We start from the raw sequence: 13,075 nt of genomic DNA on the forward strand, positions 1-13,075 counted from the left end.
TACTATCATATAGTTTTAGGGTTTTGTAGTGAAGATTTTAATCACTTTGGTTGATGTTTTTTAATCTAAATGTGTGCTATTGAAAATTTAGACAAAACTTACAGCGTTTAAACAGTTGTCTTTTTTCCTAAATTTGATGTTAAATCAGAAATAACTCCAGGAGCCGGGCGGCGCACCAGGAAAAAGTTCGGGCCGGCACAGTTTCAGCGGTTTTTATGGGTGCAGTGTAAAGTTCTTCATCATTTAAAAAGAGACGGACCATACCAACCGTTTCTCCTTTTTCTACAGGAGCGGTCAGCTGCTTTTTTTCGGAGTATTCCATGCGGATTTCCTCATCATCTCGGAGTAGTCTGTTTATTCTGATTTGATTCTCATTATCACTATCAAGGTTACATTTTGTATCACTTTCTTTTTCGTCATTTATAAGCTTCTCTTTCATCTGCACTTTGGTTTTTGCGGACGAACTGCCGCTCAGCGCATTTCCCTCCGGGATTCCCCCGATTACTTCCACAGGTTCCAGCTTTAATAGTTGTTCAAAGGTTTGATAATGAAAATGATCCATTCCATATGCCATCAGCTTTTTTGTATCTGCCCATTTATAACCTTTATTATTCGGCCAACCGCAGGCAAGAAGCGCAACAACAAAAGTACGTCCTTCGCTCTCCAAGGCTCCTACATAACAATATCCTGCCTCGGAAGTAAATCCTGTCTTGCCGGAAAGCGCCTCCTTCATCATTTGTAAAAAGGCATTGTGATTATTGCAGGAGTATGTTTGTTCCCCGTTGACATCAGAAAACTGATAATTCGGCGTCCTGGTAATTTCCAGAAACAGATTCTTTTGCGGTGAATCCATAATACAATATTTCATAATCCTTGCCAGATCCACTGCCGTTGTATGATGCATTCCTGACTCATCTTCATCGTCCAGACCATTAGGTGTGATGAAATAAGTGTTCCTACAGTTTAATTTCTCAGCCTTTGCATTCATCATATCTGCAAACCCCGCCACCGTTCCTCCTACAGCCTCTGCAATGACAACCGCAGCGTCATTGTGAGATTCTAACATCAACGAGTAAAGCAAATCCCGCAGCTTAAACTGTTGCCCCTCCCGGATACCAAGGCGCACCTCTGGCTGTGATGCTGCATTATTGCTTGCCGTAACGATTTCATCCAAATTGCCTTGTTCCAGCGCCAGAATACAAGTCATGATCTTCGTTGTACTGGCCATTGCCCGTTCTTCCTGTCCGTTTTTTGCAAATAAAATACGCCCGCTGTCTGCATCCATCAATACCGCAGCCTGGGCGTATAAATTGTTCGGCTCCTGAATCTCTTCCGACACTTCTTCTGCATAAACAACAGACCCCCCAGCTCCTGCCATAAACTGTATCGCCAGACACAGACTCAGCAGCACCGAGGTCCATTTTCTTTTTCTATTGAAAGAATTTCTATGTATTTTCGGCATAGGTTCCTCACCATATATCTCATTATTTCATACATATGCAGCTGCATACAAACCTATTCTAAAAACACTTACTGTTCACACCTACGGTGTTCCCAGTAACGAATCCGGTCTATTTAAAATTGCCTTACGGCAAGAGACCGGATTCCAACCCCAGTACATACTAGTCTGTGACCATGCAACGCAGTACACGGTTCAGGAGTTCAGACCAGCCCAAACACTTGCTGTTTGAGGCATAAGAACGAAATTCAGGTGTAAACAAGCCCTGTTTATTTATACAGAATACATGTATACAATTCATTTTTATGTAAATTTTCTTCTTGTAAACTCTAAATATCCAGTTTTAATTGCGCCTCATCTTCCGCTTCTTCTTTGAAATGTTCCAATTTCTCAGAATCCAGTGTCGGAAGTTCTTCCAGTGACTGTACACTAAACCGGCGCAAAAACTCCTCTGTTGTTCCAAACAAAAGCGGTCTTCCCGGTGCATCCAGCCGCCCTGTCTCTTCAACCAATCCATATTCTACCAGCTTATTTACCGCATGGTCAGACTTCACACCACGGATTTTCTCAATTTCTAACTTTGTTACCGGCTGCTTGTAAGCAATGATGGAGAGTGTCTCCAGTACCACATCTGTCAGCATATAGCGTTTCGGCTGTTTCGCAATACGGATCAGATATTCATACATTTCCTTCTTCGTACACATCTGAAATGCATTGTCCAGTTCAATAATACGGATTCCCCGGTTTTCCGCATCATATTCATCCATCATACTATGAATGATTTTACGTGTTGTCTCTTCATCATGTTCAATTGCTGATGCAATCCTGCTCAACTCCACAGATTCGCCCATGGTGAACAAAATCGCCTCGATCACACCTTGTAATTTTTTTATTTCCATTATTTCCATCAGTCCTCTCCTTTTGTGCTGCGTCCTTAACATACTGCATCTTTACAAAAGCGAGTCTATCATAATCTCTCCAAATGTCTCTTCCTGAGCCACGCGGATTTCTCCTGTTTTCATCAGTTCCAAAATCGCCAGAAATGTAACAACAATGTGCATTTTCGTTTTTTGTTCTTCTAAAAGCTGGCGGAAACTAAACCGTTTATGGGACTTCGCATAATCTTGGACATAAGTCATTTTCATTGGAAGAGGTACTTCCTCTTTCTCAATCTTTCCGAATTTACTTCGGATAGGGTCGATCTTGTTGTCCTGCCGTTTCATCACATCCTGAAAAATTTTATTCAGTCTGGACAGAGTCAGATCTCCCAGCAATTTATCCAAATCTACCGGCTCTGAATACTCTTTCACCTCGTCTGGAATAGTCGGAGGCTTAAACATAATAAATTCCGCATCCGACTGACGGTCTTTCAGTTCATATGCCATATACTTGTACATCTTATATTGAAGAAGCTGCTCCACCAGTTCCGCACGCGGATCTTCCTCTTCGCCATCCTCATTTACTTCCTTCGGGAGCAGCATCCGGCACTTGATGTCAAGCAGTGTTGCCGCCATCACGAGAAATTCACTCATAATATTCAAATCATCCTGCTGCATATTGCGGATGTACTCCATGTACTGATTCGTGATCTCCACGATCGGAATATCATAAATATCTATTTTATTTTTATCGATCAAGTGGAGAAGCAGATCCAGCGGACCTTCAAAAACTTCCAGTTTTACGGGAATACCCATTTCAATGTTCTCCTGTTTTTCAAAAATGTATCTATGTCTCAAAGCATTATACGTGGATTTTTGCTATTTTTCAAGACTTTCTCATTACATGTTTATTTCCTTTTTATTCTCCGGCTATCTCCAGCATAATTAATTCTGGTCTGTTGAAAAGCCGGAATTTAATTGTATGCATGCCAAGTCCCCTGCTTACTACAATTACCTGTCTGTCTTCTTCAGTCATCTCTCCAGAATATTTGGGGAACAAAAATGCCTGCGGCGTAATCACCCCGCGCCATCCCGGAATTCTTGCAATTCCTCCATGTAAATGTCCCGACAGAACCAGATCCGCCCCCCATGCTTTGTAAGCATGATAATAAACAGGATTATGTGCCAGAAGAATCTCATAATAATCCATATGATCAATATCAGCCGTATTCTTTTCTTTTTGATTTGTACCCACCTGTTTTACAATATCTTCTTTTTGCAAGTGATATCTTGTAAACTTCTCATATGTTTTACGTGGAAGCTCAAGCCCGGTCAAACGAATCTTTATACCGTCAAACTCCGCTACTGCTGATTCATTTTCCAGAAAATGTACACCTTTCTCACACAGTTCACTGCGATATAAATAAAACATATTACCGTATTTAACTGTATCTTCTTTCATACGCTGTTCATGATTGCCATTGGCATAATAAACAGGTGCAATCTCCGGAAGTTTCCCTACAAAATTCAGCGCCGGTTCTGGCAGTATGCCACGTTTTCCGATAAGCATATCTCCGCCGATCAAGATCAAATCTGGACCCGCTTTCCGGATAGCATACAAGAGACGTGCATTTTCTTTTCCATATTCCGTGTTGTGCAAATCGCTTAAAAACACGATTTTCTTTGGTTTTACCCCAGATTTCATTTTAGGTGTACAGATCTGATATTTTGTCACTTTAAAATTCAACTGTTCCCGAATCCCCTCGACAAAAATTAACCCGGCGCATACAGCGCCGGATACTAACAAATTTGATAATTTCATTCCGGTTTTCTCCGCATTTTCTTTATATCCATATCCTACTGTTTAGCAGCATTTACAATTGCAACTCCCGCACTTGTTCCAATCCTGCTTGCTCCGGCATCCAACATAGCTTTCATATCTGTAAGATTCCGGATTCCTCCGGCAGCCTTCACCCCCATCTCAGGACCGACCGTCTTTCGCATCAGCCGTACATCCTCGACTGTTGCACCGCCCGTTGAAAATCCTGTGGAAGTCTTTACAAAATCTGCTCCTGCTTCTTTACATATCTGACAGGCACGGATTTTCTCCAATTCTGTCAAAAGACACATTTCCAAAATCACCTTAACATTTACATCTTTCCCTGCAGCTGTAACAACTGCCGCGATGTCTTCTTTTACATATTCCCAATTACCACTTTTTAACATTCCAATGTGAACAACCATATCAATTTCATCAGCACCGTCCTGAACAGCTGCCAATGTTTCCGCAACTTTTCCATCCGTAGACATTGCCCCAAGTGGAAAACCCACCACAGCGCAGACTTTTGTGTGAGTATCTTTTAATTTTTCTGCACAATAATATACGAAACTAGAGTTGACACAAACGGAGCAGAATCCACATTCTGCGGCCTCTTTACATAAGTTATCCACATCTTCGAGGGTTGCCTGTGGATTTAAAATCGTATGGTCAATCAATCCTGCGTACTCCATTTTATTTCCTCCTAAAATATTTTATATCCTGTTTGCTTTAAATTTTATATAATTCAGCTTCTATATATTATTCTAGTGTATACTTATATTTTTAAAATGTATACAAGTATACACTGCATTCGTATTCGCGTTACTTTAACTATCCTACCATTTTTTTCACTCAAAGTAAATAATTTAAACCCGGAAGACCTTAAGTACTTTGTAAAAATAATCAAGAAAACTGGCTTTTTTTATACTTTTTCCCGCAATCACGTTGATTTTACCAATTTCTTCACCGTTTAAAAAGTATATTACTTCTCCTACTTTGTCGTTCTTTTTCACTGGTGCTTTTACTGACTTTTTCAATTTCACATCTCTGGTTACACCTGATAAATCTGCTCCTGATGTATCCAGATAGGAAAATGTATTCTCGTATACAATCGGTAATTCCTCTTCTTTTCCGCCATTTACCTTCAGGTTTTTTAGTTTTTCTGGATCTATATCCTGATAGAGTTTACATTTCCCAAATCCATAATTTAACAACGTAGTCGCATCCCGAAACCTTGCTTTAGAATCTTCTGCTGCCATAATCACGGCGATCAGTTCAATATCATCTTTTTTTGCAGTAGCAGATACACAGAACTTTGCCTCTCCTGTAGAACCTGTTTTCAATCCGGTTGCGTATTGATACTGACGTACCAGCTTGTTTGTATTTGTCAGTCCAAATTCTGAAGAACCCTTGTTTGTCGTATGTGTGATATTTTCCATCCAGATCATGCAATAGTCCTGAATCTGCGGATACTTCATGATCAGCTCTCTAGACATCAGTGCGATATCTCTCGCAGTCGTCACATGTCCTTCTGTATCCAGACCGTTACAATTCACAAAATTCGTGTTTTCCATACCAAGCCCTTTTGCACGTTCATTCATCTGTCGGACAAATTCTTCTTCGCTGCCGCATATGTACTCTGCCATGGCTACACAGGCATCGTTAGCGCTGGCTACAGAAATACATTTCAGCATCGTATCTACAGACTGTGTCTCTCCCGGCTCTAAGAACACCTGAGAACCGCCCATAGATGCTGCAAATTCTGAGGTCGACACTTCATCCTCCAGCTTGATTTTCCCACTTTCCAGGGCATCAAAAATCAATAACATTGTCATAATCTTCGTCACACTGGCCGGTGGACGTGCTGTATCTGCATCTTTTTCAAATATTACCGTTCCTGTAGATGGTTCCATCAGAATCGCAGACGGCGCACTGACATCAATCGTAGATACAGTTTCACTTTCCGTCAGCTGTGTATCTTCCTCTGATAAAATCTCATCTGTAACAGTTTCTACTGTATTTCCCTCCGTCTGGTCTTCATTTGTGTTGTCTGCTGTTTCTGTTTCCAGTACTATACGATTTTCTTTCGGATCTGTCATTGCTTCTAACGGCATGGCATATACACTCTGCGCGCAGAATATGACACTTAAAATTACTGCAAGGACTTTTTTCATCAGCCGCACCCTCTGCTTATTTATCGTCTGTTACTAATATAGTAAATATAACTGGAATTTAGAACCTCATCCTTTTATTCCAACTCAAAATAGTCCACCGGACTGTTTTACCGCATGCCTGGCAACAAAAAAACAGTAGAAATAATCATAAATTCATTACAATTACTACTGCTGTTTCTTTTACACAAGTAAATCTTGGGTTATACTATTTATAGTTTCTAAAACGTTGTCGAACAGATTTACTGGATAAACTATGTATTCCCTTGATTTTTTAGCTGTAATAGCTTAATATTAGTAACAGTTCTATTATAGAAAATGTTACTCAGTAAGCAAATTTACATACCAAAAATTCTGTTGTATAAACGTAGCAGATAACTTTTGATACCAGAAAAATAAACAGAGAATCCGATAATATCGCAAGACAAATTATTAAGGGGATATACAATGGCTATTCGTACATATTATCATATACTGGGCGTTTCCAGAGATGCTGCGCCCGAAGAAATTACTGCCGCCAAAAATGCACTGGCAAAGATTTACCATCCTGATGCCAACATGAGCAGCGGTGTAGACACAACTCTATATATGCAAGAGATTTTGGAAGCATACCACATCCTTTCCGATCCAGAAAAGCGCGCCAAGTATGATAAAAAAATAAGCGGCGGCACCAATCGCGTATTCCGTACATTTACAATGAGTGATCCAGAAAGCGCAGAGAATGAAACGTCTTTTGTTACCTACTGGGCGGCTGCTGGAAAACTCAATGAAATTGTTACAAACAGTATTGAGATTCTGGAACAAGAATCCCAAAAAGTCAGCCTGACACAGAAGATTTTGAATAGGCTTGGGAAAAGTTCAACATGTGAAAAGGAACTAAATACAACCCTTAAAAACCTCTCAATACAAGCGCTTTCCCATATTACTATATTAAAAAATGCAGAGATTCCGATGGATTACTGGCAGTCTGAGGCAATGAACTGGGTTCTCATTCACTGGAGTCAGAATCAGACACTTGATTATCATACACTATTTGCACAATATGATGCCTTTATTAACCAAAACAAATCCAGTGCAGAGCGATTAAAACTGCGTGCGCAGAACAAACAATTTCATCATCAATTAAAAAGATTGCTGACGTACGCTTTATAAGCGTCGCCAACAGTCCTCCAGGAGGGCCTCACAGCCCTCTTTTATATTTTCATAAGTTAAATCAAAGTTTCCTGTATACCACGGATCTGCTATATCTCTCGGATGCTCTGTAAAATCCAGCAGCCTGCATATCTTATGCTCCGGGTCTGAAGACACGATTCGCAGCATATTACGGATATTCATGGAATCCATACCAATCAAATAGTCATATTTGTTATAATCCTTTTTTGTCATTTGTACTGCACGGTGCGGCAGAATTGGAATACCTATATGTTTCAATTTATGTACCGTTCCATGATGTGGCGGGTTACCAATCTCTTCCCGACTGGTAGCCGCAGAATCAATATAAAATTGCTCTGTAAGACCTTGTTTGTTGATCATATCCTGGAAAACAAATTGAGCCATGGTTGATCTGCAAATATTGCCGTGGCAGACAAATAATACTTTTATCATATATTTAAACTCCTTTGATTATAGGTTTTTCCTTGATTTTTCAGCGTTTTTACAACATTTCATTTTCTTTGCTATTAGCATATCTTAGTATAATTTAGCATAAGTTTTCGCCCAAAAGTTGTAAAATTGGTTGTAAAACTATGTGTCATATACAACTTTACAACTCGCTATCACATACCTGTTTCATTTCTTTTTGAATATCCTCAAAATCTAAATGTGTATAAGTATTCAGTGTTACACCAATATCGGAATGTCCCATTATTTTCTGCAATGTTTTTGGATTCATTCCCGATTTCGCCATGTTGGAACAAAAGGTATACCTGCATACATGAGGTGTAATCTTTGGTAATTCTTCCTTGTAAATCTTGTTGTACTTTTCGCATATATGCTGGAAATACTTTTCCCAATGGAGAGCAACCATTGGCATATCATTTTTATCAAGATACAGGAATCCCTTATAAGCAACTCTGTTCTTATCGTAAATAACAGGTTCTTTCTTAGGTTTCTTTCTGTTAGTAATGATAAAGCGAAAACATTCTTGAACTTCCTCCGTCATGGGAACCAATCTTGTGCCACTATCAGTTTTCGTAGCTTCTATGATGTATTCCATATTCCTCTTTCGTTGTAACTGATGATCAATATTGATTTTTCCATTTTCCAAATCAATATCAGATATCGTCAAGCCTACAAACTCCGATATACGAAGTCCTGTATGAAAAAGGATATAAATTCCTTCATAGTAACGGTTAAAATGCTTATCCGCTTTGATAAACTCCAAAAATGCTCTTTGTTGTTTTCTTGTAATAGCTTCTCTGGTTACACTGTCATTGACAACCACAGTCGCAAGCTGAATTTCAAATGGATTCTTGCGAATCAAATCATCATCAACTGCCATCTGAAACGCAGGTCTTACCACGCCTCTTACAGTATGTATGGTACTGTAACCTCTTCCGTCAGCTTGTAGCTTTATCAGCCAACCTTTTGCGTCTGATAATTTTACTTTATCAATTCGTTTGTTTCCAAAGGTTTCTTTTTTAATAATGTTGATTACAAAGTTGTAATTGGCTTCTGTATTGTGCCTTACACCCGTTTTTTGTGAAATGTACTTTTTGACAAGTTCCAAAACTGTCATTCCACCGCCAAGAGAAACAATATCATCTTCCAAATCCTTATGTATCTGCTTTTCCTTATCTCGGAGTGAAATATCGTTTTTTGCACCTTGCGGAACTGTATCGGTTTTGACCAGCTTCCAGCTATACACATATTTTGCATTTCCTGCATTATCAATGTACTTATACATATAACGCCCATCTTTTCGTTGGCTCTCTCCATTGCGTAAAATACGATTTCTATTATCACGTCTTCTCGCACTGCACTCATCAAATCGCTCCTTTCGTATCTTGAAAGAGCCCCGATATGACAAAATGAGTATATTATAATCGGGGCATAATCGCCACATCAGATTTCCTCCAACTCGTCTATGATTTTCTCGAATTGCTTTCGCTTAATCTGAATCCGATTCCCGTTCGTAATCAGCCAACTGGCATTTCTATGTTCATCAACCAGTCTACGGAGTTTCTTTTCTCCGATACGAAAATACGCTGACGCTTCTTCAATCGTTAATGTGTATTTTTCCAATACAGGAATATCCACATTTTTCATATATACAGCACCGCCGCCCCTTTCTTTGATTTTTAGAAAAGAGATAGAATTGCATTCATAAATCTTCACTTTACTTCTAACTCAAAATTTAAAATAGCTTTCATTATGGCAGTTCGTACCCTGCCTTTTAAATCCATATCAACCACAATCCGCATATTTCCATATTCATCATAACAAGGACGTAAACATGCTTTTGATATGTATGCATTATAATGATTTAAAATCTTTTCCATCGCTATCTCATCACCGTCTACCGCTGAACAGATAGTTGAAAATCGCGGACATTTTTGTATACGTTCCATTGTGCTAATCCTCCGTATATTTTTCTCTGATAATATTTAAGGCTCTCATTCTGTTCCGATAAACAGAACATCTTGAAATACCAATAATCTCACCGATTTCTATATCTGACATTTCAAGGAAATAGGACATTAGAACGATGTTTCTTTGTCTTTCACTCAATGCCTTGATTGCTTCACACAAATGCTCATCAAAAACACGGACTTCCGTTCCGTATACAGGAAACACTGTATATCCCATAGAATATTCATCTATGGTAGCTACATAGTTCAAATCTGCTTCTGTCACATCACTAAACGGAACTTCATGCTTTGCACGTCTTCCGAGTTCTCTGTAACAGTTCTTAACCGTCTTATCTATGACTTTACGGATAAGACAATCAAACTGTAATCTTATTGCTTTTTCAAATGAAGAAGGGGACATAATCTCACCTCCTTCCCGTGAAAGTTGTTAAAGCGTGAAGATTCTTACCTCTTTTCGCTCTAACACTCACCACTGAGATGAGATTTGTTACCCTGTCTGTAAAATTGTTTAAAGATATTTTGAGACAGCAAAAAAGCACAGGAACAACTAATAAATGCTGATCCTGCGCTTTTCCGATAGTTCCTGCTATGTAATGTAAAAAACCACATTCAAGGGTGTAAAATGTTATTGAATAGATATATATTTTTTTGACAATAACGGATTTATTAAGAATCGTGTTTTACAATGCTTTATCAAAGCGACTACCTCCAAGAGCCGCCAAAATAAAACCTGTATTATTCATAGAATTAGGAAAAGAAAAACGACAGCTTTTCAACCGTCGTCCAAATTTATCGTATTCAAAAAAGACACTGTCGGCAACGGTTTTTTTATTTACGCGAGCAACGAGCCAAACGAATATGCTTGCATATTCACTTGGCGACTGCCGCGATAACCAGCAAAATTCGCAAAGCGTATTTCGTCTGGTCTATGCCAACAGCAATAGAGTTGAGTTGTATTGATTTTACAGATTATCACATATCCAACTTTTTATAATCTTGTCATCTCCATTTCCCATAAAAGAATGTTCACTCTGCTCTGATATAGTCAATAACACAGAATTGGACTTTGCAAAATTTTCTATGGCCTGTAAAGATTGCAAATTGTCCTTACCTCCATAAAGTATATAGGTTGGACTATTCCATCTTGTTACGGGATTTTTCTTTACATACTGGAAGTAATCCCAAGACAAAGTATCAATCGGTGTTGGAATTTCTCTTTTGGTATAAAGCATTTCTTCCGTAACATGAAACCACTGGAACATATTTTTGATGAGATATTCCATATTTACGATTGGAGATAGAAAAAAGCACTTTTCAAAAGTAATATCTTTATATGCCTGCAAACTGAAATATGCGCCCAAACTACAAGCAAACAAAGATACCGATTTCCAATTAGCAAACGTATAGGAACTTATCCTATGAAGGTCAAAAATGCCATTCCAAATATCGCACCTGTAATTCTCGCTTTTTCTTTCTCCATGTTCCGGTAAGTCAAAACTGATTGTCTGATAGCCTCTATTTTCTGCTATCCGAGCAAAAGTTTCAGCAGACTCCTTATCGGACATTTTCCCATGAATATAAATGTATACCTTGTCAGATTTCCCTCCCCAGATAATGACCGGAATCTTTCCAATATAAAATTTTGTTGTTTTCATCTTTCATCACCGATTACATCGTATCACTAGGGGATAGCGTTCTCAATATACTGTCACTTACAGAAGTGTTTTTTATCTATAAGAATTTTCACCGTGGCTTCCTTTTAGATACACGGAAACACAAAAGAGAGGCCGCAAAACTACGACCTCTCGGAAATTATTTCTCATATATGATTTTTCTGATTGAATGAACAGAAAGATAATAGATACCAGCTAATTCATCAACACTTTTCCCTTGCTGATAATCTTTTCTTATTTTTCTGTTTCTCTGCTCAATCTCATATATACAACCACTTAATTCGCCCCATTTCTTTTTGCTGTCTTTTCTTGAGGGAACATAAATATATCCGCCTTGTATATAACTTTGCAATTCTTCAACTAAAGCAATGGGGAGCACCGAATCTGCTTTGATATATTTCATGCAGGCTCACTCCTTTAACTTTTCATCGTCAAATAGCAAAGCCAGCATTACGCCTTATTACTCCATGCAAATGGCGTTAGTATTTACTGACTTTGCATGGAGTGAAACATCGTTCTTTCTTTTTTTATTTATACACATCGTATCACCGTCCTAATTACATGTACATCGCTTGTTTTAACTGTTTAATGTTTCCGCTTTGTATAGCACCAATATTTCTTGCGATTCTTTCCTCAGACCAGTTCCACCATTGAATCTCCAATAGTGCAGAAATGGTTTCTTCTGGAAATCGCTTCTTTATTGGTTTTGCCGGAACACCGCCAACAATCGTATATGGCGGAACATCTTTTGTGACAACTGCACGAGTTCCAACGATTGCTCCGTCTCCAATCGTGACCCCAGCTAAAACAACAGCTTCATAACCAATCCAAACGTCATTTCCTATGACAATATCGCCTTTATTATCCCATGCGTTTGTTACGTCTTTCTTCTCTAATCCCCATTCCTCAAAAAATAGAGGAAATGGATAAGTGGATAATGAAGACAGCGTATGATTGGCACTGTTAAAAAGGAATTTTGCACCACAAGCAATGGAACAGAATTTTCCAATCTGCAATTTATCATCGTTTATCGGATAGTGATATAATACATTGTTTTTCTCAAATAACATCGGGTCATTTACAAAATCATTGTACATTGTAAAATCTCCAACCGTTATATTAGGATTCGTGATTACATGTTTCAAATAAATAGTTTCTTTATCGCCTGTGCGGGGATAAATCTGTTTTACTGGAATAGTCATTTAAAATCCTCCTGTTAATTTGAATACTGTCTATTTAACTATTCCAGATAATACAATGCAGAGTTTCACCTAAACCACCTCTCTTTTGATTTAAGGACAATTATATACGCCGTTCGATTGAAAAACAATAACCATGTGACATTTCTTCAGTAAACGCAAAATAACGAGTACCTTGACATTTTTAGGCGGCTGCTTTGCAGCCACCGCAGACTGTAGACAAAGTTGGTGCTGGAGAAGAACTCCAGCACCACTTTTCGATAAAATCTATTTTTTCTTTTGTCTC

General features: G+C 38.6%; 15 protein-coding genes. 1 reads left to right on the forward strand and 14 read right to left on the reverse strand.

Translation table 11 applies throughout. The annotated features are described in order from the left end of the window. Positions 1 to 139: 139 nt before the first annotated feature. The 6 genes from NFS18_RS02210 to NFS18_RS02235 all read right to left on the reverse strand — a co-directional run bounded on the left by NFS18_RS02210 (position 140) and on the right by NFS18_RS02235 (position 6,330). On the reverse strand, positions 140 to 1,462 hold the full coding sequence (locus NFS18_RS02210) for a D-alanyl-D-alanine carboxypeptidase family protein (protein ID WP_251387269.1): 1,323 nt from the start codon (positions 1,460 to 1,462) through the stop codon (positions 140 to 142). A 326-nt stretch (positions 1,463 to 1,788) separates the two neighbouring features. Then, positions 1,789 to 2,358, reverse strand: a complete 570-nt coding sequence (scpB, locus tag NFS18_RS02215) for an SMC-Scp complex subunit ScpB (protein ID WP_251387367.1) — start codon at positions 2,356 to 2,358, stop codon at positions 1,789 to 1,791. Positions 2,359 to 2,409: 51 nt separating this feature from the next. Further along, positions 2,410 to 3,153: a segregation and condensation protein A gene (locus NFS18_RS02220; RefSeq protein ID WP_251387271.1), complete on the reverse strand. Its 744-nt coding sequence runs from the start codon at positions 3,151 to 3,153 to the stop codon at positions 2,410 to 2,412. Between the two features lie 103 nt (positions 3,154 to 3,256). Next, positions 3,257 to 4,159, reverse strand: a complete 903-nt coding sequence (locus tag NFS18_RS02225) for a metallophosphoesterase (RefSeq protein WP_251387273.1) — start codon at positions 4,157 to 4,159, stop codon at positions 3,257 to 3,259. Between the two features lie 35 nt (positions 4,160 to 4,194). Next, positions 4,195 to 4,848 (reverse strand): deoxyribose-phosphate aldolase, encoded by a 654-nt coding sequence (deoC, locus tag NFS18_RS02230; protein WP_251387275.1) that lies wholly within the window; start codon positions 4,846 to 4,848, stop codon positions 4,195 to 4,197. 174 nt (positions 4,849 to 5,022) lie between these two features. Further along, positions 5,023 to 6,330 (reverse strand): D-alanyl-D-alanine carboxypeptidase family protein, encoded by a 1,308-nt coding sequence (locus NFS18_RS02235; protein ID WP_251387283.1) that lies wholly within the window; start codon positions 6,328 to 6,330, stop codon positions 5,023 to 5,025. A 444-nt stretch (positions 6,331 to 6,774) separates the two neighbouring features. On the opposite strand from NFS18_RS02235, the gene NFS18_RS02240 reads away from it, so the two are divergent. Further along, positions 6,775 to 7,479, forward strand: coding sequence for a J domain-containing protein (locus NFS18_RS02240; protein ID WP_251387292.1), 705 nt, complete (start codon positions 6,775 to 6,777; stop codon positions 7,477 to 7,479). Here the strand turns inward: NFS18_RS02240 and NFS18_RS02245 are convergent. The 8 genes from NFS18_RS02245 to NFS18_RS02280 form a co-directional block, all read right to left on the reverse strand. Beyond that, complete coding sequence (locus NFS18_RS02245) at positions 7,474 to 7,932, reverse strand: low molecular weight protein-tyrosine-phosphatase (RefSeq protein WP_251387294.1); 459 nt, start codon at positions 7,930 to 7,932, stop codon at positions 7,474 to 7,476. The genes NFS18_RS02240 and NFS18_RS02245 overlap by 6 nt on opposite strands. A 157-nt stretch (positions 7,933 to 8,089) precedes the next feature. After that, on the reverse strand, positions 8,090 to 9,391 hold the full coding sequence (locus NFS18_RS02250; RefSeq protein WP_251387302.1) for an integrase DNA-binding domain-containing protein: 1,302 nt from the start codon (positions 9,389 to 9,391) through the stop codon (positions 8,090 to 8,092). Continuing rightward, complete coding sequence (locus NFS18_RS02255) at positions 9,391 to 9,594, reverse strand: excisionase (protein WP_251387375.1); 204 nt, start codon at positions 9,592 to 9,594, stop codon at positions 9,391 to 9,393. The genes NFS18_RS02250 and NFS18_RS02255 overlap by 1 nt, the downstream gene beginning before the upstream one ends. A 65-nt stretch (positions 9,595 to 9,659) precedes the next feature. After that, positions 9,660 to 9,896, reverse strand: coding sequence for a helix-turn-helix domain-containing protein (locus NFS18_RS02260; protein WP_021985832.1), 237 nt, complete (start codon positions 9,894 to 9,896; stop codon positions 9,660 to 9,662). Positions 9,897 to 9,900: 4 nt separating this feature from the next. Then, on the reverse strand, positions 9,901 to 10,317 hold the full coding sequence (locus tag NFS18_RS02265; RefSeq protein ID WP_251387304.1) for a sigma-70 family RNA polymerase sigma factor: 417 nt from the start codon (positions 10,315 to 10,317) through the stop codon (positions 9,901 to 9,903). Positions 10,318 to 10,879: 562 nt separating this feature from the next. Beyond that, positions 10,880 to 11,572 (reverse strand): alpha/beta hydrolase, encoded by a 693-nt coding sequence (locus tag NFS18_RS02270; protein ID WP_251387314.1) that lies wholly within the window; start codon positions 11,570 to 11,572, stop codon positions 10,880 to 10,882. A 157-nt stretch (positions 11,573 to 11,729) separates the two neighbouring features. Next, positions 11,730 to 11,993, reverse strand: a complete 264-nt coding sequence (locus NFS18_RS02275; protein ID WP_251387315.1) for a CD3324 family protein — start codon at positions 11,991 to 11,993, stop codon at positions 11,730 to 11,732. Positions 11,994 to 12,147: 154 nt separating this feature from the next. Further along, a complete protein-coding gene (locus tag NFS18_RS02280; RefSeq protein WP_251387317.1) occupies positions 12,148 to 12,792 on the reverse strand; it encodes a CatB-related O-acetyltransferase in 645 nt (214 codons plus the stop codon). Positions 12,793 to 13,075 lie beyond the last annotated feature (283 nt).

This window comes from Mediterraneibacter agrestimuris, assembly GCF_943193195.1.
GTDB lineage: Bacteria > Bacillota > Clostridia > Lachnospirales > Lachnospiraceae > Schaedlerella > Schaedlerella agrestimuris.